At 66.1% G+C, this 21,469-nt stretch carries 24 protein-coding genes; 12 read left to right on the forward strand and 12 right to left on the reverse strand.

Annotation, left to right across the window (positions count from 1 at the left end):
* Positions 1-19 precede the first annotated feature (19 nt).
* From ACWD68_RS12540 to ACWD68_RS12555, 4 genes are all read right to left on the reverse strand, one after another.
* The gene (locus ACWD68_RS12540) at positions 20-946 is read right to left on the reverse strand and encodes a metallophosphoesterase (RefSeq protein ID WP_451806399.1); all 927 of its coding nucleotides are present in this window, start codon (positions 944-946) and stop codon (positions 20-22) included.
* A gap of 350 nt (positions 947-1,296) precedes the next feature.
* Complete coding sequence (locus tag ACWD68_RS12545) at positions 1,297-1,509, reverse strand: hypothetical protein (protein ID WP_451806400.1); 213 nt, start codon at positions 1,507-1,509, stop codon at positions 1,297-1,299.
* Positions 1,506-1,886 (reverse strand): DUF6415 family natural product biosynthesis protein, encoded by a 381-nt coding sequence (locus tag ACWD68_RS12550; RefSeq protein WP_451806401.1) that lies wholly within the window; start codon positions 1,884-1,886, stop codon positions 1,506-1,508. Before ACWD68_RS12550 ends, ACWD68_RS12545 begins: the two co-directional genes overlap by 4 nt.
* A gap of 125 nt (positions 1,887-2,011) precedes the next feature.
* Positions 2,012-3,265: a helix-turn-helix domain-containing protein gene (locus ACWD68_RS12555; protein WP_451806402.1), complete on the reverse strand. Its 1,254-nt coding sequence runs from the start codon at positions 3,263-3,265 to the stop codon at positions 2,012-2,014.
* A gap of 405 nt (positions 3,266-3,670) precedes the next feature.
* Here ACWD68_RS12555 and ACWD68_RS12560 point away from each other — a divergent pair, with 405 nt between their 5' ends.
* Both ACWD68_RS12560 and ACWD68_RS12565 read left to right on the forward strand, forming a co-directional pair.
* Positions 3,671-4,000 carry a hypothetical protein gene (locus ACWD68_RS12560; protein WP_451806403.1) on the forward strand — a complete coding sequence of 110 codons (330 nt, stop codon included), beginning with the start codon at positions 3,671-3,673 and terminating at the stop codon, positions 3,998-4,000.
* A gap of 278 nt (positions 4,001-4,278) precedes the next feature.
* Entirely contained in the window at positions 4,279-4,542 is a 264-nt protein-coding gene (locus ACWD68_RS12565) for a hypothetical protein (RefSeq protein ID WP_451806404.1), read from the forward strand.
* A gap of 495 nt (positions 4,543-5,037) precedes the next feature.
* On the opposite strand, the gene ACWD68_RS12570 is transcribed toward ACWD68_RS12565, so the two are convergent.
* Both ACWD68_RS12570 and ACWD68_RS12575 read right to left on the reverse strand, forming a co-directional pair.
* The gene (locus ACWD68_RS12570; RefSeq protein ID WP_451806405.1) at positions 5,038-5,613 is read right to left on the reverse strand and encodes a hypothetical protein; all 576 of its coding nucleotides are present in this window, start codon (positions 5,611-5,613) and stop codon (positions 5,038-5,040) included.
* Positions 5,614-5,989: 376 nt separating this feature from the next.
* Complete coding sequence (locus ACWD68_RS12575; RefSeq protein WP_451806406.1) at positions 5,990-6,733, reverse strand: GntR family transcriptional regulator; 744 nt, start codon at positions 6,731-6,733, stop codon at positions 5,990-5,992.
* Between the two features lie 191 nt (positions 6,734-6,924).
* Between ACWD68_RS12575 and ACWD68_RS12580 the strand changes: the two genes are divergently transcribed.
* The 5 genes from ACWD68_RS12580 to ACWD68_RS12600 are packed head-to-tail and all read left to right on the forward strand — an operon-like array spanning position 6,925 to position 9,232.
* Positions 6,925-7,296 (forward strand): SCO3933 family regulatory protein, encoded by a 372-nt coding sequence (locus ACWD68_RS12580; protein ID WP_451806407.1) that lies wholly within the window; start codon positions 6,925-6,927, stop codon positions 7,294-7,296.
* Between the two features lie 47 nt (positions 7,297-7,343).
* Complete coding sequence (locus ACWD68_RS12585; RefSeq protein ID WP_451806408.1) at positions 7,344-7,523, forward strand: hypothetical protein; 180 nt, start codon at positions 7,344-7,346, stop codon at positions 7,521-7,523.
* A gap of 8 nt (positions 7,524-7,531) precedes the next feature.
* Entirely contained in the window at positions 7,532-7,714 is a 183-nt protein-coding gene (locus ACWD68_RS12590; RefSeq protein ID WP_451806409.1) for a hypothetical protein, read from the forward strand.
* The gene (locus ACWD68_RS12595; protein ID WP_451806410.1) at positions 7,714-9,048 is read left to right on the forward strand and encodes an FtsK/SpoIIIE domain-containing protein; all 1,335 of its coding nucleotides are present in this window, start codon (positions 7,714-7,716) and stop codon (positions 9,046-9,048) included. The genes ACWD68_RS12590 and ACWD68_RS12595 overlap by 1 nt, the downstream gene beginning before the upstream one ends.
* Positions 9,041-9,232: a hypothetical protein gene (locus ACWD68_RS12600; RefSeq protein WP_451806411.1), complete on the forward strand. Its 192-nt coding sequence runs from the start codon at positions 9,041-9,043 to the stop codon at positions 9,230-9,232. The genes ACWD68_RS12595 and ACWD68_RS12600 overlap by 8 nt, the downstream gene beginning before the upstream one ends.
* Before the next feature lie 332 nt (positions 9,233-9,564).
* Here the strand turns inward: ACWD68_RS12600 and ACWD68_RS12605 are convergent, their stop codons facing one another.
* Positions 9,565-9,774 (reverse strand): hypothetical protein, encoded by a 210-nt coding sequence (locus ACWD68_RS12605; protein ID WP_451806454.1) that lies wholly within the window; start codon positions 9,772-9,774, stop codon positions 9,565-9,567.
* On the opposite strand from ACWD68_RS12605, the gene ACWD68_RS12610 reads away from it, so the two are divergent.
* Entirely contained in the window at positions 9,763-11,043 is a 1,281-nt protein-coding gene (locus ACWD68_RS12610) for a replication initiator (protein ID WP_451806450.1), read from the forward strand. The genes ACWD68_RS12605 and ACWD68_RS12610 overlap by 12 nt on opposite strands.
* 944 nt (positions 11,044-11,987) lie before the next feature.
* Here ACWD68_RS12610 and ACWD68_RS12615 read toward each other — a convergent pair.
* Both ACWD68_RS12615 and ACWD68_RS12620 read right to left on the reverse strand, forming a co-directional pair.
* A complete protein-coding gene (locus tag ACWD68_RS12615) occupies positions 11,988-12,572 on the reverse strand; it encodes a hypothetical protein (RefSeq protein WP_451806412.1) in 585 nt (194 codons plus the stop codon).
* 200 nt (positions 12,573-12,772) lie between these two features.
* Entirely contained in the window at positions 12,773-14,221 is a 1,449-nt protein-coding gene (locus tag ACWD68_RS12620; RefSeq protein ID WP_451806413.1) for a recombinase family protein, read from the reverse strand.
* Between the two features lie 88 nt (positions 14,222-14,309).
* Between ACWD68_RS12620 and ACWD68_RS12625 the strand changes: the two genes are divergently transcribed.
* On the forward strand, positions 14,310-14,774 hold the full coding sequence (locus tag ACWD68_RS12625; RefSeq protein ID WP_451806414.1) for a GatB/YqeY domain-containing protein: 465 nt from the start codon (positions 14,310-14,312) through the stop codon (positions 14,772-14,774).
* Positions 14,775-14,887: 113 nt separating this feature from the next.
* Here the strand turns inward: ACWD68_RS12625 and ACWD68_RS12630 are convergent, their stop codons facing one another.
* Positions 14,888-17,188, reverse strand: coding sequence for a transglycosylase domain-containing protein (locus tag ACWD68_RS12630; RefSeq protein ID WP_451806415.1), 2,301 nt, complete (start codon positions 17,186-17,188; stop codon positions 14,888-14,890).
* Between the two features lie 405 nt (positions 17,189-17,593).
* Between ACWD68_RS12630 and wblA the strand changes: the two genes are divergently transcribed.
* Positions 17,594-17,932, forward strand: a complete 339-nt coding sequence (gene wblA, locus ACWD68_RS12635) for a transcriptional regulator WblA (protein WP_028799159.1) — start codon at positions 17,594-17,596, stop codon at positions 17,930-17,932.
* Positions 17,933-18,062: 130 nt separating this feature from the next.
* Here the strand turns inward: wblA and ACWD68_RS12640 are convergent, their stop codons facing one another.
* Positions 18,063-19,451, reverse strand: coding sequence for an ArsA family ATPase (locus tag ACWD68_RS12640; RefSeq protein ID WP_451806416.1), 1,389 nt, complete (start codon positions 19,449-19,451; stop codon positions 18,063-18,065).
* On the reverse strand, positions 19,448-20,425 hold the full coding sequence (locus ACWD68_RS12645) for an ArsA family ATPase (protein WP_451806417.1): 978 nt from the start codon (positions 20,423-20,425) through the stop codon (positions 19,448-19,450). The genes ACWD68_RS12640 and ACWD68_RS12645 overlap by 4 nt, the downstream gene beginning before the upstream one ends.
* Positions 20,426-20,598: 173 nt before the next feature.
* On the opposite strand from ACWD68_RS12645, the gene ACWD68_RS12650 reads away from it, so the two are divergent.
* Positions 20,599-20,760, forward strand: a complete 162-nt coding sequence (locus ACWD68_RS12650) for a DUF4177 domain-containing protein (RefSeq protein WP_143608830.1) — start codon at positions 20,599-20,601, stop codon at positions 20,758-20,760.
* Positions 20,757-21,227, forward strand: a complete 471-nt coding sequence (locus ACWD68_RS12655) for a RidA family protein (protein ID WP_451806418.1) — start codon at positions 20,757-20,759, stop codon at positions 21,225-21,227. Before ACWD68_RS12650 ends, ACWD68_RS12655 begins: the two co-directional genes overlap by 4 nt.
* Positions 21,228-21,469: the final 242 nt, after the last annotated feature.

The raw sequence follows: 21,469 nt of genomic DNA on the forward strand, positions 1-21,469 counted from the left end.
GCCCGGAGGGGCTAACTTGCTACGTCCGTTCCACCAGCGTCAGCAGTGACGCCTCCGGCGGGCAGGCGAACCGGACCGGGGTGTAGCGGCTCGTTCCGCAGCCGGCGGAGACGTGCATGTATGACGTCCGGCCTTCCGCCGTATGCGTGGAGAGGCCCTTGACGCGGTCCGTGTCCAGGTCGCAGTTGGTGACGAAGGCGCCGTAGAAGGGGAGGCAGATCTGGCCGCCGTGCGTGTGGCCCGCCAGGATCAGGGGGTAGCCGTCGGCCGTGAACGCGTCCAGGCTGCGCAGGTACGGCGCGTGCACCACACCCATCGAGAAGTCGGCCGACTCGGACGGGCCGCCGGCCACGCGTGCGTAGCGGTCGCGCTTGATGTGCGGGTCGTCGAGGCCGGTCAGCTCTATCTCCGCGCCCTCGATCTTCAGCGTCCCCCGGGTGTTCGTCAGGTTCAGCCAGCCCGCGGTGTCGAAGCCGTCGCGCAGGTCCTCCCACGGGTTGTGGACGGCGCCCACGACCGGCTTGTTGCCGTTCAGCCCATGACGGCCCTGCGTCTTCTCGAACAAGTACCGGGCGGGGTTGCGGAGTGTGGGGCCGTAGTAGTCGTTCGAGCCGAAGACGTACGCGCCCGGGAGCTCCATCAGGGGGCCGAGCGCGTCCAGCACCTCGGGCACGCCCGCCGGATCCGACAGGTTGTCCCCGGTGTTGATCACGAAGTCGGGGCGCAGGCCGGCCAGGGAGCGCAGCCAGCGCTGCTTCTTGCGCTGGCCGCCCACCATGTGGATGTCCGAGACCTGCAGGACGCGCAGCGGTCGCATCCCGGGCGGCAGGACGGGGACCGTCACCCGCCTGAGGCGGAAGGAACGGGCCTCGAACCCCGCCGAGTACAGCAGACCGGCGGCGCCCACCGCCGTGATTCCCAGGGGTACTCCGTATCGCGCACGCATACGTCCATCGTGTCAGACCCCGACGAGCCCGCGTGCCCCCCCCTGTGGACAACCCGGCACGAAACGCGCGAGAGCCGCCGAACGACCCCTGGCGGTGTCTGCCCGTCCGTCCGGCGCGCGGCGAAATCAACAGGCGGCCGCATCACCGCACCTGCGACACTTGACGGCATGACCACAGTCAAGGCTTCTTGAGATACCTATTGGCTGCGGGACTGCCGAACTTGGCACTTACAGCACGCAAGGGCCCGCCCGCTCTCCCGGGGGATGAGGGGAGAGCGGGCGGGTGTCGGTCGCAACCCTGACCCTGCGGTTGCCGTGGGGCCCCATCTCACCGGGGCGGGGTGTTCGGATCAGTCGTCCGACAGCAAGGCGCGCGTGATCAGGATGCGGGACAGGATGTTCATGGGGGTGGGGTCTGGCTCGACGAACACGGCATGTTCGCGGTGCGCCCATACCGTCCAGCCGGGTCCTGATATGCCCAGCTCGATTCCCACCGGGACCGCGTCATAGGGGTCAGTGATCAACCTGTCGCAGTAGCGGCAGACGTGCAGCGCGAGCGTCACGAGCGCTCGCCGGTGAAGTTCTCGTAGTGGTCGCATAACGCGTTCAGCGAGCGTGCCAAGCGACGGGCGTGACCGACGCCGGAACTGACGCCGGGCTGCGGGGTGATGTCCAACTTTCGCCGCGCCTCGCCGATGCAGGCAAGCGCGCAGTAGCGCGGTACGTCGTCCTTCGGAAGGCTGGCGATGACTTGCTCGACCTCAGGAATGAGGAGCTGCATGTGACCCCTCAGCCGCAGCGTGAGCGTTTCCAGCTCGTGTGCGCTCGGTGGGAGGGCATCCTCGGCGAGGAAGCGTCGCACGCTGGAACGCATCGTTGCGATGTCGGGCAGGCATCCGCCGGCCTCTTCGGTCGATGGCTGGTGGGCTGTAGTTTGCATGGGTCGGCGCTCCTTGTCAGCGTTGGCCACGCCCCGGGGCCGTCGCGAGCGGTCGCCGGGGTCTTCGTGGTCTACGACCGTAGGAGCGGACAGAGGGAACCAGGGGCACAAAATGTGCCCCTACGTCATGCGGCCAACAGGCCGATCTTCACGGCGAGTTCCGAAGCGCGGCGGCGGCGGGCCTGAGCCTTGGCATCGGCTTCCTCAAGGACGATCCGCTTCGCGTAGCCGTTGTACTTGATCGTCTCCGGGGCGGCCTCGTGCGCCTTCTCCAACATGGCGAGCGCTACGTCTGGTTGCCCATCGAGGTGGAAGCCGCGAGCTTCTTCGATGCGGTGCCGGGCTCTGCGCGGCCTAGACGGGATCGTTACGGCGTCGGCGCGCGCGGCCTGCCGTACGGACTCACCACCCTGGCGCAGTTCCACGGCGACGGTGACCGCGTGGGCGCCCATGATCGCGCGTGAGAATGACGTGACCGGGTGGTAGTAGTCCTGGGGAAGCCGCTGCGCCAAAATGCGGGCCTGGTCCCAGTAGCGCCAAGCCGTGCCGGTGTCGGCTCTACGTGCCGCGGTGTAGCCAGCCTCGAACGTGAGCGCCCCCGCGATCGCGAGCACATTGTCGGAAGCATCCGGCAGCAACGGCTCCAGATAGGCCAGCGTCTCAAGGTTCACGGCGTCGGCGGCCTCGAAGTGACCCATGCCCGCGTCACGATGCGCCTGAGCGGCCAGCCAAGCCGCTACCCCGATGGTGTGGGCGTCTTCCGATTCCTGGGCTGCGATGAGCCCTCGCTCCGAGACGCGCCACAGCAGCGCCGCGTCAGGCTGGTACGCCACGAAGAACTGACACAGCGAGTAGACCTCGGAGAGCACGGCCAGAGCTGCCCTGCGGTTCGGGGCTGTCTCGGCCTGCCGTACGGCGAGCTGAGCGTCACGGATCAGATCCGGCAGCAACTCCCCGATCACCTCGCGGTGGTTGGGTGCGGAATGGCGGGCGCTCCAAGCTCTGGCAAGCCGCGCCTCGAGGTGGGCGGCCGGCGGCGCCTCCCGCTGCGTGGTCAGTGGAAAGACGTCAATCGCTGCCTTCACCGCGGCGAGCCGGGGATGCCCCGGACCGGCGAACAGATCCACGGGACCGGACTGATCGCCGACCAACTCCGACAGGTCACGAACGCGGAGGAGTTCGGCGATGCGGAGGATCGTCTCCAGCTTGGGCGTCTTCAGGCGGCCCGTCTCGATGCCCTTCACCCATGACGCAGTCTTCCCGACCAAACCCCCGAGTTGATCGCGGGTCATACCCCGTCGCGTGCGCAGGATTTGAAGGCGCTGGCCGAACACCAGCGAATCGGCGTACGGGTTCGGGCTGGCATCTTCAGACGGCACGGCCTTGCCCCTCTCTGACGGACTCGACATTGTCAGGGTATGGGGCGGGAGTGCCCTTGTGCGGGGTTCCTGCCGTTCATCATCCGGCGCGAACTGGTGGGGTCTCGGAGACGCTGCTGCTTCTGTCGGCACGATCAATTGGACCTGTGGCGCCTGCTCTGTCATCGGCCCGGGTGCAGCGGGTGAACGGTCACCCTCGATGGCACGTTCCCGCCTGTGAACTTTCCGCTTCTCTGGATGCGGTCGGCCAGTTCGGCGGCCTTCCCGCATACCCCTTGACGTTTCCTATCGCAAACATAGATGCTCATTACTCATCAGGACGAGTGCGTGAATGGCACTCGTCGTCCGGCGACAGGAAGGGTACGAATGAGAAGGATCGGGATATCTCGCAAGAGGCTGGGTCTGATGCTGGCTGCGGTTGTCGCCGTGCTTGGTCTGGCAGCTCTGGGGGCATCACTGGCTTCCGCCGCCCCTGCCGACGCGGGGTCTGTCGGACGGTCCGTCACGGCTGGATCAACCAAGACCGTCGGGGTCAACGGGCTTCGGCTGCGCTCCAAGCCCGGATATAACGGCTACGTCAAGGGGCTGCTCTATCGAGGGGATCGGGTCTTCGTCCGAGAGACCTTCGCCTCGTCCTACAACCCGAACTGGGTCGGCGTCGTGCTGAAGCAGCGAAGCAGGGGCGGGCTCGCGCGGCTCACGTTCGGGTACGTGTACAAGGCCTACCTTCGGTAGGTCCTGAAAGCCTCGGGAGGCGCCCCCGATGGTGACTTCGGTACAGCGTCCCTCTTCTCGGTCGGGGAGAGGGACGCGACGCGTCTGCCCTGTGTGGGCGCCCAGCGGGGAGCGTGGGGCGAGAGCATCCGTACGCCTTGGGGAGCGCTGCAAATGCCGTCGTCAGGGTTCAACGCGGGTTCAGCAGGAACCTCCCCAGTCGCATCCCAACGCGCTAGAGTTTGCTTCTGCAATAGCTTCGTGGGTCGAATGTGCTTGATGGGTGAGGGGTGTTCGCCATGGCCGCGGAGGCTTCTTCGGGCGAGTTACGCGACGACGACACGACGACTTGGGTTCGGGGGCTGGACTATGTGCAGGGCTGGGCGGAAGCGCGCGATGCGGCCGAGGAGTTGAACTCGGCGTTCCGGGAGTTGGGTCTCACCAGGGAAGACGTGTGGGCTACAGCGCACACGGATGGGGGAGGGGGCGGCCTGGTGCGCCTCAAGGGCACGCCAGCGGGGATTCGTCTTGCGGCGCAGGTGCTGAAGCGCAACGTGGCTTGAACCTGGGTGACATGGCTCCCGCACCAGGGCACGCGGGTGGCGGAAGGGCTTTGGACGGGAGCCGCCATGGGGCGAGTGATCATGGCCCCTTACGCTGGCCGCGATTCGGGCTGGCTCCCGGCCTGCCCGCAATAGCCCGAAGTGGGGCCATGATCTTCGAGGCTCGCCCCATGGTGGCTGTCTAAAGCCCTTTTGCTGGCCGCCCCCGGCCGACGAGTCTTGAACCGTACGCTTTTGTCCTGCACGGCTTGCAGACACAGAGGAGCGTCCCAATGGCGCGGAAAGCGATCGGACGGCCGTTGCGCACCCGCGGGCGTGGTGTCGTGCGTGTGGAGGAAGACGCGAACGGTCGTCAGTGGGTGACGTGTTCGGGCTGCCGCTTGGACGAGTACACACCGGGGCTGTCGCCCGCCAAGTTCGCGGCTCGTCAGCACGCTGACGTCTGCGTGCGCTGAGTGCCTGCGATCTGGGTGAGGTAGCGCCTTTGGCCAGAGGTCAATAGGCCAGATCAAGGTAGCTCTGCGCTACAAGCCCGAAGGCAACGAAGAAGAAGCCGAGCGTCTGTTCCCGCAAACCACGAATCGTCGCCCGCTTCGACTCCTCATCGCGAGCGGTGATGCGAGCCTGGAGGTCACTGCCGATCTTCTGGTCTTCCTTCTCTCGCGCTTTCGTCTCTTGCCCGAGGCCGTACTGCACGTCCTGGGCCAGTTTGAAGACACGGTTCAGGCGTTCCTCTACCGCAGCCTTGAAGGCGTCGGCGTTCTGTGCAGGGTCAGGCAAGGGACCGAACTGGACGATGCCCCGAGCGCTTCCCACAAGGCCACCCTCCATGGCCGCGCCGAGACCATAAACCACTGTCGGTCGCGGGCGTCCAAGAAGGCGACGGCAAAGGCTTTTGAGGTCGGCCCAAAGTCGTCGGACTACCCCAAGCAGGGTCGCCAGAACAGTGGCGAAGAAGCGTTCGCCCGGAGCTGCGATGTCCTTGAACGTGTGCGACAGGCCAACAGCCGCCGTAGCCAAACCACCAACTTGTACCGCGATGCTGACCAGCGTTAGCGCAGTTTTGAACACCTGACCATCATCGATCTTGCGCGATGGTCAAATGTGCTGATCGCGCAAATTGTTGAAGAGGTAGAGCTGGCGGGGCCGCGATCGGGCCCCCGATCTGGTCGCGGTCTTGGCCGTCTGCTCTCGGGATCAAGGTCCGCATCCAGGCCCTGATCGCCGAGATCGACGCTGCCGCGCAGGTCGAGAGCTGACGCGTACAGCAATCAGCGACGCGAGCGGTCGGCGCCTTGTCCTCTCGGGTGTGCCGTGGTGCGGGCAGTCGGGCGACCGGGCGGGATCGGCGGCCACGCCGCATGCCCGGCCGAGGCGGCCGGGCTGCCCGGCGCGCCGCAGGCGCGCCCTTGAGTAAGTAGAGACGCGTTAGACCGATCCGTGCGGGTCACCTGGTGCTGAGGCGGAACGCGAGTTGTGCGCGCTCCGCGCTGACGCGTAGCTCTTCGAGGATCAGCGGGCGGGCGTCCGCAGTGGCGGTGACTCGATAGGTGATCAGGATCGGCGCGCCGTCGGTCATGCGCAGGTCGGCCCGCTCGTCGGGGAGAGCGCTCCGAGCTGTGACGGTCTCGGTCCAGATGAGTTCATGTCCCGCGGAGGTCAGCGCAGCGTAGATGTGGCTCGGTTCGGCGTCCGGGTGCTTGGCCAACTCGGGTACCTGCTCGGCCACGTCGAAGGGGATCAGCGTGCGATGGGCCGCGCGGACACCCGTTCCGGGATCGGACAGGATGCGGTCCGCGATGAACACGGCCTCTTCTTCGCGGCCCAAGAGCGTGGCTGCGACGCCGGTTGCCTGTCCGCGAGCGACGGAGGGTGGGTCCGCCTCGTCGGCCGGCCATCCGAGGGCGAAAGCCTTTCCGCTGCGCGTGATCGTCCGATCGATGACGGCGGCGGGGAGCCCGTGAGTGCGTACAAAAGATCCCTTGCCGTGCTGGCTCTCCACCAAGCCCATGGAACGAAGTTCCGCGATGGCTGAGCGCACCGTGGGTCGCGAAACTCCGTAGCGCTCCATGAGCTGTGTCTCGCTCGGGAGCATGCTGCCCGGCAGGTATTCACCCCCGGCGATTGCTTCAGCAAGTCGATCAGCCAACTGCTTGTACATGGCGCTCGGTCGAACGATGTCCCCGGGCATGCTCTGTTCTCCCTACGGCGTTCCGCCGGCCTGCGGTCTGCGCTGCACTTTAGGGCACCCTGGCCCGTACTCGTCAGCTTAAGTGCTTGCCAAGTGAGGCGACCGTGAGTCATGCTCACTACTCATCAGAATGAGTATGCGATTGCAAATATTGCGGACTTGTGGGATCAAGCTGAGAGGCGTGAGTGCCTATGCAGAACATCCCGGTTGACGTGGGGCGATTGGGCGCGTTGATGTGCGTGGTCCCGCCCGAACCGAGAGTCAATCAGGAGACAGGTGAGGTCCGGAAGGATCGCGACGGCAACACGATCTATGTCGTTGGGATATCGGTCCGGCAGCGGGACAACCGGCGTGCGGACGTGATCGAAGTCGCCGTGCCCAACGAGCCGATGGGGATCGAGGAAGGGACTCGCGTCCATGTGGCGGACCTGGTCGCGGTTGCCTGGGAAATCGAGGGACGCAAGGGGACTTCGTTCCGGGCTTCGTCGGTCACGCCAAGCGGGGTGTCTGCCCCGGGTGGGATGACTTCAGCGCGAGGCAAGTCCTCTGGGGGTGAGGGCTGATGGCCTTATCCCCGGATTGGGACTGGGAAGCGTTGCACGACCGCTTGTTGAGCCTGGCGACAGTCGCCCACCTCATCGACTCCATGCGTCCCAGCGGCAGTACGCGGCTGATTTCGCTGGAACGGCTCGCCAAGGACACGGCGGAAGCCTCCGAGATGGCGCGCTTCGTTCTCGCCCGTGAGCGAGGGGGTGAGGACTGGTGGCGCTCCGAGACGACGACGCGGTGAGGGGGCTGATGCGAGATCTCCGTGTGCTGGCCGGCTGCGACTCGCTGCTGTCGGCGCTCCGCGGCAGAGAGATGGTCAGGGACGTCCTCGCCCTGGTGATCACCCATGCGGATTCGGCGGCGGACAACGGCCGTCAGGTCCTCAAGGCGCTCGACCGTATGGGGCAGAAGAGCCAGGGCGGTGAGCGCTGATGTCGGCCACGCTGGTCGTCTGGACGGTCACAGCCTTGCTTTGTGCGGGGCTTCTGACGCAGCCGTATTGGGAGCCGCGGGTGCGTCGGCGCATCGGAGGGGTTCCCTGGGGCTGGTACTTCGTCGGGTTCCCGATCACGGCATGCCGAATGTGGTTCACCTGGCGGCGGCTCTGTCAGAACACTGATCTTGCGGTGGTCCGGCGCCCTCGCTACACGCTGGTCGGGCGAGATGCGATGGTCAGAGGGACGGCTCTGCGGCCGGTGCCGCCGCGTCTGGGACTGCCGAAGATCAACCGCCTTGGCGCTGGCCTGTCGGTGAGGGTCCGGCTGCATCCCGGTCAGACTCCGGCGCAGTTCATCGCCGTAACGGAAGCGATCGTGCATGCCTGGCGTGTCCACTCGGTGCGGGTGATCTCACCGGAGCGCGGGGAGGTCCTGATCGTCGCGACGGCACGTGATCCTCTTGCCGGAGATCCGGTGAAGCGGTTGTATCCCGCGCCACGATTCATGGCCGCGGTCGTCGGCCGTACCGGTGACAGCTCGGCTTGGACCATCGATCTGCGCAAGGTCCCTCACTGGCTGGTCGTTGGCGCGACGCAGTCCGGGAAGTCCACGCTTCTCGCTGCCTTCGTGACGCACCTGGGCGCACAGCCGGTCGCCCTCGTGGGGATCGACTGCAAGGGCGGTATGGAGTTCTCTCTGTTCGCCAAGCGGCTCTCGGCCCTGGCGACCGATCGGCGTGAGGCCATCGGGCTGCTCAATGCCCTGATCGCGGAGGCCGAGTCACGCATGGCGATGTGCCGCGCGGCTGGGGCTCGATCCATCTGGGACCTCTCCGACGATCAACGCCCTGTGCCCATCGTCGTCCTGGTCGACGAGATCGCGGAGCTGTACCTGTCGGGCGCGACGCTGGCGGGCCGTAAGGAAGCCGTGGAGTGCTCGACCGCGCTCCTGCGGCTGGCCCAACTTGGCGCGGCTCTCGGGCTTCACCTCGTGGTGGCGGCTCAGAGGTTCGGCTCCGAACTCGGCCCCGGTGCCACGGCGCTACGAGCGCAGCTCGGCGGTCGGATCTGTCATCGGGTCAACGATGAGGCCTCGGCCGAGATGGCATTGGGTGATCTCTCTCCGGACGCGATCGCGGTAGCCCAAGCGATCACGGAGGACGAGAAGGGCGTGGCGGTGACGACCATCGGCGGCCACTGGGTCCGGGCTCGCTCGCTCCTGCTCTCGCCCGAAGAAGTGCGTCACTATGCCGCGCTCAACGCCGACCGGCGCCCGGACCTTCCCGATCTGACCTCAGCCGTGAAAGCGGGGTGGAGGCCTCATGACTGATGGTCAGGCGTTCTCCTACATCGCCTTCTTCGGCGTGATCACCGTACTGCTCGTCCGGTCACGAGAAGTGCCGTGGTGGGTCGCCGTACTGATCGGCCTCTTCGGGTTCTACCTCGCCCAGACCCCGGCCTACTTCATGATTTCTGAGTTCGTGGCCTGGGTGTTCGCCCGGTTCTCGCTCTGACTGGCCTCGTCCCGGTAGGTGGTGCCGATGCCTCACAGGTACATCCGTTGTCCGTACTGCCGCCGTGTCCGACTGCGTACCCGCGGGGGACATCTGCGGCGGTGCCAATGCTGCCGCGACCGCAGGCGGCGCAAGGACTGAATGCCCCGTACGCCGTGGCCTGAGGGGAGGTCTCGCTACGTGCCCCGGTTCCTGACTTTCCTTGTTCTCATCGCCCTCCTGGGCGTTCTGGTCGGTACGTGCTCCGGGCACGCCTGACCCTCCCCGATCCGACTTCTTGAGGAGCACCGTGCAACGCCACCCGCGCAGCCGCGCCCGTGTAGCGCGTTCGATCACCCGCACAGAAAGGTCACCGCCCCTGCATGCTGCTCACGACCGCTGACGCGCGGCGCTCCGTCCTTCACCGGGCGGAGCGTCTGCGCAGACTCTCCGAGACAGAACGAGACCTGATACGCCTCGCCAACGAGCCCGGTTTCCATCGCTGGCTCGAACAGATCAAAGCCACCGGAGGATGCGCCCACCCGATCTACCTGGCCGGCCATACGACCGTGTTCCATCCGGACACGGGGCAGGTGCTGCGCCACTACGACACCGACGACGAACCTGGCGGGCGCCTACCGGTGCGGTGCCGCAACCGGCGTGAGACCCGCTGTGGGCCGTGCTCCCGTCTCCACTCCGGCGACACCTTCCACCTGGTGCGCTCGGGCCTTGTTGGCGGCAAGGGGGTTCCCGCGGCCGTTGCTGCCCACCCGCGGCTCTTCGTCACTCTCACGGCGCCGTCCTTTGGGCCAGTGCATCGGTTTTCTGACGGCAGTGAGCCCTGCCGTCCTCGCGCAGTCGGCACACGGTGCGAGCACGGGCGTCCACTCTCCTGCGGCGCTGCCCACGCTCCCGACGAGAGCGCGGTCGGCCAGCCGCTCTGCCCGGAGTGCTACGACTACACAGGGCATGTGCTCTGGCACGCGCACGCGGGCGAACTCTGGAATCGGACCACGCGGGCAATTCGCCGCCACCTCGCCACAACGGCTGGCATCACGCAATCCCGGATCGGCGAACACCTGAGACTGAGTTTCGCCAAGGTCGCTGAGTACCAACGCAGGGGAGCCGTCCACTTCCACGCGGTCGTTCGCGTCGATGGACCTGACGGGCCTGAGACGGCTCCACCCGACTGGGCGACGGCGGACGTCCTTGAAGGCGCTGTGCAGGCCGCTGTGCTGGCAGTTGAGGTCTCTATGCCGTACGCGGCTGCGCTTGGGGAGCGGGTCTTTCAGTGGGGTGCTCAACTCGACGTGCATCCGATACGCCGGGCGCTGGACGACGGGCCCGTCACTGATCAGGCCGTAGCCGCGTACGTGGCGAAGTACGTGTCCAAGAGCGTCGGCGACGTGGGCGGAGCGGACCGCCCGATCACCTCGTACGAGGAACTGAACCTTCTCCGCGTCTCGGCGCACACACGGGCCCTCATGGGTACGTGCTGGCGCCTCGGACGGCTCGCCGAACTCGATCGGCTCTCGCTACGGGCCTGGGCCCACACGTTGGGCTATCGGGGACACGTCCTCACGAAGTCCCGCCGCTACTCGACCACGTATGCCGTTCTGCGGACCGAGCGAGCTGATCACCAGAGGGGTGGTGAGCGGCTTCCTGAGCCTGGTGTGAGCGAGGTTGCTTGGCGCTACGTCGGCTCTGGCTACACACCGGGAGAGGCGGAAATCGCGGCGGGGATTGCAGAAGATCTTGCCCGGTTGAGGGTCATTGCCCGCGAAGAGATCGGGTCGTGGGGGAGGGCCCGTGCCACACAGACGCGACCTTGACGCTGAGCGAGCGTTTCACCTGGAGAGGGTCTGCTCACGCTTTCCGAGGAAGATTGCTCCGGAGAAGGCGCGGCGTCTGGCGGCTCTACTCGCTCCGACGCGAGACCCGTCGTCCGTAATGTGACGCATGCAACTTTTGCGTGTCGGGCATGGAAGACAAGCGTGGAATACCGGGTCGCCGATGCCCTGGTCACTGGTGCTGTTAGCGAAGAAGCCGAGCTCTTGGCTGAAGGCCTTCACGGGGCCATGATCACGCGTGCTCGAACTCAAGGCCATCCCACAGCCCGCTTGCAGCAGCTGCCGATAGTCGTTGTTAGGCCTGTGGCAGGATTTCTTCGCGAACTTCTCGCGGACCGATTACCACAGTGAGAGCCTCCGGATTCTTGGAGTGCTCTTTGACGGAAACGTTACCACGCTGATCAGATGCAGATCCGCGAGCCCGAGACGAGTAATCGATCACCATCGCCGACTTGCTGCAGCCAAGCGAAGCCCACATCGCAGATCCACTTGCACCTTGTGCCGAAGCGAAATGGTATGGGCCGGCGGGGTATTTTGCGCTCCCGCTTGAATCATTCTCAGGCCATGCTGAAGTAATGTGAAGAAACGATCGCTTTGGGTTCATCGCGTCGGTCACCCGAAGGCCACAGGAGTCTCCCTGGATATACGCGATCAGGCGGAAAGAATCCTTTCGGACCTCACCTATCACCTTGGGGGTGTGGGAATTTGAAGGGAACTCACCCGCCGCGATGATCTTTTCTTCAGTCTCATCGATCGAATCAAGTCGACTTAGATGTGTGAATTGGGCAGCCGATGGTTCGTGCGTAGCCCCATCTCCGCTTCCTGAAGTGCATGCGACACACAAGAGCGGAAGGGTGGCCCCTAAGGCTAGCCTTCGAAAAACCTGCGCCATAGGGCCACCCTTTCACACTGAAAATTTAGACTGACTAGTCTAGCCACTGATTGAAGCATACGCCAATAGGCTTATATACATCGACTTCGCGGGGGATGCTGTGCATGTCCCTGAACTTGACAAAGTAGTGCTGGAAGAGAGTGTACGCTTCGATGTTCCCGTGCTTGCCTCTGGGCACCTCGTAGCGAGTTTCATCCGTAACTTTATAGCTGTTTGTCACATCAAAGCCTACATTGGCAGAGATTAGACCTTTAGCGACTCCAGCGCTCCCGCTGAGCTGGACCGACCGCTCCTTGCTGACGGACAGCACCAGGGTGGTCTTACCGCTTCCGGAAGTCTTCGAAATTACTTGTGTGCTGCACGACTCGCCGAGATTTGATACCGACCGAGGTGAAACGGTTGAGAGCGACCGCGCATAATCGGCATTGTGCTTGATGATCAACCTGGCCCCAGGCTTGGAGAGGTTGTCGGGTATCTCGGCTCCAGGATCAAAGAATTGAGTGACGGGACTTGCATTGGGAGTCTTTGTTTCATCCTGGGCTGCGGCCGGAGTAACCGCTAAGCCCATACTCACGGCTACTGCACCGATGAGCGTGCCAATCCCCGCTGTGCGATTCATGGTTCCCCCTAGGTCTCGGTCTGCGTTCTCGTTCTGGCGAACGAGTAAGAACCTAGTGGCTACACGGTGCATCGCTCAATGGAATTGAGGGAGTTTTGAGAGTGGACTGATTGATTCCGGCAATAGTTGCCATTTCACGGTTGCATGAGAGCTCATCCGCTTTTCCATAGTTAGTTCGGCCAGGGAGGCTCGAAACGGGCTTATGTCGCCGCCAAAGGGTTCGGCTCGATCTCCACCCGCCCGAAGTCGAAGTACCTGCCCTTGGTCGACCCCGCCTCGATGATCACGGCGGCGAAGAGGAAGCGCAGAACCGCGTTCATGCGTGCGTAGTCCTCGGCCTCCTCCAAGAGGTCCCAGCTCTTCCGCGCGTCGGGCCCGATCAGGCCGTGTAGGACTTCCGCGGCTGGCCGTACGACCAGCTTCTTTTCGACCTTGGAGATCCTGGCCTCGACCGTCTTCTTCATCGCCCTGTACTCGCTGGTCTTCAGCTCCCGCTTGTTCCACATGTCGCGCAACTCGGAGAGCTCTTCGCGGTCGGCCTCGATGGAAGCCTGATCCTCTGCGGAGAGGACAGACGCGTTCCCGTCGCTCGATACGTCCAGCTCTTCGAGGAGCTTGATCGCGGCGTCGGTGACGAACCCTTCGAGGGGCGCGCCGCTCGCCGTGCGGTAACAGCGCTGGGAGTCGTTCCGTCGCTGGCGGTTGCACATGTACTTGCCCCCGCTGCCGCCCATGCGATTCCCGCAGCCCTTGCAGATCACGAGTCCCCGAAGGATGTACGGGTGCTTCGGGACGAACCTTCCCCGGCTGGCGGCGGCGCGGTAGCTCATACGTTCCTGGGCCTCGTCCCACATGCCACGCTCGATGATCGCGGGCCAGTCGCCCTGGCCGATCTCCTCGCCGCGGAAGACGCGGATGCCCGCGACGTGCCGGCTGCGGAGGATCGCCTCTACGTTGTACGTGTTCCACTCCAGGCCGAGGGCTGTCCGCTCCTGCCTGCGGTTGAGATCGACAGCGAGTGCCGTGGTCGAGTCGCCGTTGAGGTAGCGGACGAAAATCGCGCGCACGATCTTGGCCTCGGCCTCGATGATGGCTGTGCCGCTCTTGTCGTATCCGTACCGGCGTTTTCCGGTGTGCGGCTTGCCGTCCTGGGCGCGCTCGATCAACGCGTCCTTGAGCCGTCGGGAGGTGTCATCGCTGGAACGACAGGCGTGCGCTACCTCGATGCGGAGAAAGAATCGGTCATCGGGGTCAGCTAGATCGCGCTGGTTCGCCTCGCCGTGAAGCGTGATGTTGTGGTCGTCCGCGATCTGTAGCAGCTCTTCAAGGTCGCGGGGCTGACGCATCAGACGGTCGGGGTGATACGTCAGGATGTGGCGGACGTGGCCGGACCGTGCGGCCTCCAGCAGCTCGTCCCAACCCCCGCGCTTTCGGTTCCGCTGCCACGCCGATCGGTTGTTGTCCACGTAGATCATGTCGTGGGTGACGGTGACACCAAGCCGCTCCGCGATGTCACGGCAGATACGCTCTTGTCGGTCGACGCCCGTTTGGTCGTCATCGTTCACGTGGGAGATCCGGCAGTAGATCGCCGCCGGTTCTCCCGTCCAGTCGGTACGTCCGCGTCGTCGGGCCTTTTGAGTTTCGGTCATCCGGGCCAACTTGCGGAGGCGTGCCGAGTCGCTTGTGACCTGCGATATCTCGTTGACCGGGTCCATGACAAAAGGCTATGAATAAACCATGACCACGCTCAAGTCGAAGTTGCAGGAAGACCTCAACGCCGCGATCAAGGGGCGCGACGAGCTCCGCTCCTCGACGCTCCGGCTGACCCTCACCGCGATCACCAAGGAAGAGGTCGCGGGTACCACCAAGCGCGAACTCTCCGACGACGAAGTGCAGAAGGTGATCGCCCGCGAGGCGAAGAAGCGTCGTGAGGCTGCCGAAGCCTTCGAACAGGGCGGGCGCGCCGAGTCGGCCGAGCGGGAGCGGGCGGAGGGCGAGCTGCTCGCCGCGTACCTGCCCAAGCAGCTGTCCGACGAGGAGCTTCAGCTGATCGTCGCCCAGGCCGTCGAGGAGGCGAAGGCGGCGGGCGCCGAGGGACCACGTGCCATGGGCCAGGTCATGAAGATCGTGAACCCGAAGGTGGCCGGCCAGGCCGAGGGCGGCCGCGTCGCCGCCGTCGTGAAGCAGCTGCTCGCGGGCTGACGCCTCACACTGAACCCCCCCGTGTGCCTTCACACTGAACGCCCCGTGGACCAGGAGTCGATCCTGGTCCACGGGGCGTTCAGGCGTTCAGGCGCCCGTTTCCGGCGTGCGGGTCAGTTGCGCTGACCGCCGTTGTCGTTGCCGCCGTTGTCGTTCCCCTGGATCCATCCCTCGGGGATGGAGAAGGAAGGCGTCGGGATCACCACTCCGCCGTCGGTGAGACCGCCGTCGGTCAGGCCGCTGATGGTGTTCCCGTTGGTGGTGCCGCCGTTCCCGTTGCCGCCGTGACGGCCGTTGTTCCCGTCGTCGCGGCCCCGGTCCTCGTCCTTGTCCTTGTCCTTCCGCGGGTCGGGAATGTTGACCAGGTTGAAGGACGGGGAGTCCTTGCCCACGAGGGCGCCCGTCATCAGGTCCCGCCAGATCGGGCCGGGGACCTGACCGCCGTACACCTTGTCGTGGTAGACGCCGCCGATCTGGATGCCCACCATGTGGACCCGCTGGGAGGCGCTGCCGACCCAGACCGCACCGGACATGTTCGGCGTGTAGCCGACGAACCAGGCGTTCTTGCGCTCGTCGGTGGTACCCGTCTTACCGGCGTTGGCGCGGTCGGTGAGACCGGCCTGCTGGCCCGTACCGGAGTCGATCACGCCGCTCAGCAGGCTGTTGACGGTGTCCGCGGTCTTCTCGGACATGGCCCGCGAGCACGTCGACTTGGGCACGTCCAGGGACTTCTCGCGTTCACCGATCTGCTGGCTGATCGACTCGATGGCGACCGGGGTGCAGTACATGCCGCGGGAGGCGAAGGCGGCGTAGGCCGTGGCCATGGTGAGCGGAGAGATGCCCTTGGCGCCCAGAGCGATGGAGGGCACCTGGGGGAGCTTGTCGCCGTTGCCCTGGACCACGCCGAGCTTGCCGATCTGGTCCATCACCGGGCAGAGGCCGATGTCGGAGATCATCTGCACGAAGTAGGTGTTGACCGACTTGGCCATGGCCTCCTTCAGCTGGTACGGGCCCTTCTCGTCCGCGCTCTCGTTCGGGACCTGCTCGTTGGCCTGGTTCGTCCACGCCTTGCTGCCGCAGGTCTGTACGGGGCTGGGGTACGGCATCTTGTTCGGCGAGGAGTATTCCTGGGTCGCCGGCCGGCCCTGCTCCAGCGCGGCCGCGGCCACGAACGGCTTGAAGGTCGAACCGGTCGGGAAGCCGTAGTTCGAGCCGCCCATGCCGTAGTTGACGGAGTAGTTGATCTCCGTCTCGTTCTTCCCGTAGCCGTACGGCTTCGACTGGCCCATGCCGAGGATCTTGCCGGTGCCGGGCTCGACCAGGGTGGCCGCAGCGGCCACCTTGTCGGACTTGTTGACGTGATCCTTCAGCGACGCCTGGATCGATGCCTGGGACTGCGGTTCGAGCGTCGTGCGGATCGTCAGGCCGCCCCGGTTCCAGACCTTCGCCCGGGCTTCCTTGGTCTTGCCGAAGACCGGGTCGCTCAGGAAGACGTTCTCCACGTACTTGCAGAAGAAGCTGGCTCCCTTGACCGCCGTGATGCAGCCGTTCTTCGGCTTGCTGACGTGCAGTCCGAGCTTCGCCGCCTTGGCGGTGTCGGCCTGCTCCTGGGAGATGTCGTGCACCTCGGCCATGCGCTGCAGGACGGTGTTGCGGCGCTTGGTGGCCTCTTCCTCGTCGTTGACCGGGTCGTACCGGCTCGGCGACTGGACGATGCCCGCGAGCAGCGCCGACTCCTGGAGGTTCAGGTTTTTGGCGGGCTTGGAGAAGTAGCGCTGGGCGGCGGCCTCGACGCCGTAGGCCTGCTCCCCGAAGAACGTGATGTTCAGGTAGTTCTCGAGGATCTTCTTCTTGCCCAGCTTCTCTTCCAGCTGGATCGCGTACTTGAGCTCACGGATCTTGCGGCCGATGGTCTGCTGGGTGGCCTGGGCGACCTTCGTCGGGTCGTCGCCGGCCTCTTCCACGAAGTAGTTCTTCACCAGCTGCTGGGTCAGCGTGGAGGCGCCCTGGGCCACGCCGCCGTTCTGCGCGTTCTGGTTGACCGCGCGCAGGATGCCCTTCAGGTCGACCGCGCCGTGCTCGTAGAAGCGCGAGTCCTCGATCGCGACGATCGCCTTCTGCATGGAGGGCGAGATGTCCTTGATGTCGACCACCGTGCGGTCGCGCGAGTAGACCGTGGCGATCTGGCCGCCCTTGCTGTCCAGGATCGTGGTCCGCTGGCTCAGCGACGGGCTCTTCAAATTGTCCGGAATGTCGTCGAATCCCTGGACCGAACCCTTGGCCGCGAGACCGAGCGCGCCCGCGGCGGGCAGCGCGATTCCGGCCATGACGGCGCCCGCGAGCACGCTGACACCGAGGAACTTGGCGGCCTGCTGCGTAGGGGACAGACCACCACCCGAGCGCTTCTTTGGCATGAGGGCAGCCTACGTTCTCATTCGCCGGACACGCGTATATGCCTTGGCCTAAGCTGCTCTCAACTGTCACAGCAGTGCGGCCACGTATCAATACGTCCGGCGACCCCGAATCGTTCCGGAGGTTCCGCGCTCTCGTGGAGCGTGTGTCCGAATCAGCCTTGTGTGTCACTCGGCGTCCGTTGTGACTCAACTGAACTGTCCCGGTATGCCGGGATAGTCGCGCATGTCCTCGGCTCACTCCCCCGGGTGATCTGCCGCTTACGCATAGTCCGTTCGGGCCATTCAAGATTGGGCCCGAAGGGGGTGTTGCGCTGTGCCCACCTTCCGTAACGTCCTCAACTGGCGGCGGTGAATATGCCGCTGCCGCCGTGGGGGAGCCTCGATTCGGGAGAGGACGGCGCCGGTATGGGCTGGGTAACCGACTGGAGTGCGCAGGCGGCCTGCCGCACTACCGATCCGGATGAACTGTTCGTTCAAGGAGCAGCGCAGAACAGGGCCAAGGCAGTGTGCACCGGATGTCCGGTTCGCACGGAGTGCCTCGCCGATGCGCTCGACAACCGCGTCGAATTCGGCGTGTGGGGTGGCATGACCGAGCGCGAGCGCCGTGCGTTGCTGCGCCGGCGACCGACCGTCACCTCGTGGCGACGCCTGCTCGAGACCGCGCGCACGGAGTACGAGCGCGGCGCGGGCCTGCTGCCCCTCGACGAGGAAGAGGTGTACGAGCGCTACGCGGCCGTGGGCTGAGGGGGTCTGCCCTTCGGGGCAAGGACGCCATCCCCGGGCCCCTCAAGCCCGTCCGGGTCCTTCCAGGGCCCGTCCGGTGTCGCGGGGGCCGGCAGGGGCTGAGGCGTCCCCTCGGGCTTCTCTCGCAGGCTCAGCTTTCGGGCAGCTCAGGCCGATGGGCCGCGAGCCGGTTCCCGATGTCCCGCAGCCCCACGAGATCGTGAACGTCACCGGGCAGCGCGGCCACTTCGGCCACCGGCACCTCCGGGTGGCGCGCGGCGAAGCGGTCACGCGTGCGCTGCTCGCGGGAGAGCAGTTGCATGCGCTCGGCGTGGAGCCTCAAGAGTCCTGCGGTGAGCTGGTCGACGGATCGCTCGGGGTCCGTGGCGGCGGTCCTGTCCGTGGCGGTGGTGCTGTCCGGGGCGGCCGTCCTGTCCGTGGCGGCGGGGGAGCCTTCGTCAGGAGCTGATGTCTCGGAAGCCGGAGATTCTGAACTGCCGTACGTGTCGGGAGAGTTACGAAGTCCAGCTTTCCCGTCCCCCTGATCCACAATGCGGGCCTCGTCAAGATTTTCTGCGACGCCGGATTCAAGATCTTCCGCGACGGCGGAATCGAGGTCTTCCGCCGCGGCGAGCGCCCGCTCGGCGGACAGCTGGGTGGCCCCGCTGCCGTGCACCCGGTTGAGCACCAGCCCGGCGAACGGCATGTTCTCCGCGGCCAGCCGCTCCACGAAGTACGCGGCCTCGCGCAGCGCGTCCCGCTCCGGTGCGGCCACCACGAGGAACGCCGTGCCGGGCGCCTGGAGCAGCTTGTACGTGGCGTCGGCCCGTGTGCGGAAACCGCCGAAGGTCGTGTCCATGGCCGCGACGAACGTCTGCACGTCCTTGAGGAGTTGGCCCCCGAGCAGCTTGCCCAGGGTGCCGGTCATCATCGACATCCCGACGTTCAGGAACTTCATGCCCGCCCGGCCGCCCAGCTTCGCCGGAGCCGTCAGCAGCCGGATCAGCCGCCCGTCGAGGAAGGACCCGAGCCGCTTCGGGGCGTCCAGGAAGTCCAGTGCCGAGCGGGACGGCGGAGTGTCGACCACGATCAGGTCCCACTCGTCGCGCGCCCGCAACTGGCCAAGCTTCTCCATCGCCATGTACTCCTGCGTGCCCGCGAAGCCCGCCGAAAGCGACTGGTAGAAGGGGTTGTTGAGGATGACGGCGGCTCGCTCGCCGTCCGCGTGCGCCTCGACGATCTCGTCGAACGTGCGCTTCATGTCGAGCATCATGGCGTGCAGCTCACCGCTCCCCTCGACGCCCTTCACCCGGCGCGGGGTGTTGTCGAGGGAGTCGATGCCCATGGACTGCGCCAGTCTGCGCGCGGGGTCGATGGTGAGCACGACCACCTTGCGGCCGCGCTCCGCGGCGCGCAGCCCGAGGGCCGCGGCCGTGGTCGTCTTGCCGACGCCGCCCGAGCCGCAGCACACCACGATGCGGGTCTTCGGGTCGTCGAGCAGCGGGTCGAGGTCGAGGACGCGGGCGGGGTCCAGACTCATGACATCCCTTGCTTACGCAGCTGTGCGGCCAGTTGGTAGAGGCCCGCCAGATCCATGCCCTCGGCGAGCAACGGGAGTTCGTGCAGCGGCAGGCCCAGCTCGGCCAGGACGCTCCGCTGCTCGGTCTCCAGGGTGTACCGCTCGGCGTACTCCTCGGCCTGCTGGAGGAGTGGCTCCACCAGCCGTTCGGCGAGTCCGCCGCGCCGCGCGCCGCCGAGGCCGGCCGCCGAGAGCGACTTGGCGATCGCCGTACGGGGAGCGGCCTCCGCGAGTGCCAGGTCGGTGCCGTCGAGGAGTGCCGGGCGGACCATGTTCACGATGATCCGGCCCACGGGAAGCTTCGCCGCGCGCAGCTCGGCGATCCCGTCCGCGGTCTCCTGTACGGGCATCTCCTCCAGCAGCGTCACCAAGTGGACCGCCGTCTCCGGGGACTTGAGGACGCGCATGACGGCCTGGGCCTGATTGTGTATCGGGCCGATCTTCGCGAGGCCGGCGACCTCGTCGTTGACGTTCAGGAAGCGGGTGATCCGGCCCGTCGGGGGCGCGTCCATCACCACGTAGTCGTACGTGAAGCGCCCGCTCTTCTCCTTGCGCCGCACCGCCTCGCACGCCTTGCCGGTCAGCAGGACGTCCCGCAGTCCGGGCGCGATGGTGGTCGCGAAGTCGATCGCGCCGAGCTTTTTGAGGGCGCGGCCGGCACCGCCCAGTTTGTAGAACATCTGGAGGTAGTCCAGCAGCGCCAGTTCGGGGTCGATGGCGAGGGCGAACACCTCCCCGCCACCTGGAGCGACGGCGATCTTCCGCTCCTCGTAGGGCAGCGCTTCTGTCTCGAAGAGCTGCGCGATGCCCTGTCTGCCCTCGACCTCGACGAGGAGGGCACGCTTGCCCTCGGTCGCGAGGGCGAGCGCGAGGGCGGCGGCCACCGTGGTCTTGCCGGTACCGCCCTTGCCGCTGACGACCTGGAGCCTGCTCACGTATTCGAGCCTAACCAGTCCGCCGCCGGACTAAGCAGGAGGCTGTGGACAAGGTGGGCTCGGGGCGGGGCGATGTGGCCGGATGTGGTCGGTGGGCGCGGGTGGCGGTGAGGCGGGAGGGAGGGGGTGGCTCGGGCGGGAGGCGGTGGTCGGCAGCGGCTACAGTCGGCCACATGACCAAGTGGGAATACGCAACCGTGCCGCTGCTCGTCCATGCCACGAAGCAGATTCTGGACACCTGGGGCGAGGACGGCTGGGAGCTCGTCCAGGTCGTGCCCGGGCCGAACAACCCCGAGCAGCTGGTGGCCTACCTGAAGCGCGAGAGGTCCGCATGAGCGGGGCGGTCGAGGCGAAGCTCGCCGAGCTCGGCCTGAACCTTCCGGGTGTGGTTCCGCCGCTCGCCGCGTACCAGCCCGCCGTGCAGTCGGGCGTGTACGTGTACACCGCCGGGCAGCTTCCGATGGTGGACGGAAAGCTTCCGGTCACCGGGAAGGTGGGGGCGGAGGTCACGGCCGAGGAGGCCAAGGAGCTGGCCCGTACCTGCGCGCTGAACGCGCTGGCGGCCGTGAAGTCGGTCGTGGGCGACCTCGATCGCATCGCGCGTGTCGTCAAGGTCGTGGGCTTCGTGGCCTCGGCGTCGGACTTCACCGGGCAGCCCGGTGTGCTGAACGGCGCGAGTGAGCTGCTGGGTGCGGTGCTGGGCGACAAGGGCGTGCACGCCCGGAGCGCGGTCGGTGTGGCCGTGCTGCCGCTGGACGCGCCGGTCGAGGTCGAGATCCAGGTGGAACTCACCCACGCGTAGCCCTCCGGGCGTGTTCCGGGTTCGGTTTCGTTGTGGGTCGGGGCCGTGCCGGTACATCTCAGTCCGTCGCCGCTGGATCAGACGTGAGTTCCCAGGGGAGCCGCTGCTCGATCCGAACGTGAGCGACGGACAGTCGGGATGTACCGGCACGGTCCCTTGCATTGCATGGTGCAGGATGCCAGCCTTCGGGGGCCGAAGATCTCAGCCCCTCAGGCGTCTCAGGAGCGGGGTCCGGGGCGGAG

The sequence above is a fragment of the Streptomyces sp. NPDC005141 genome (genome assembly GCF_053599975.1).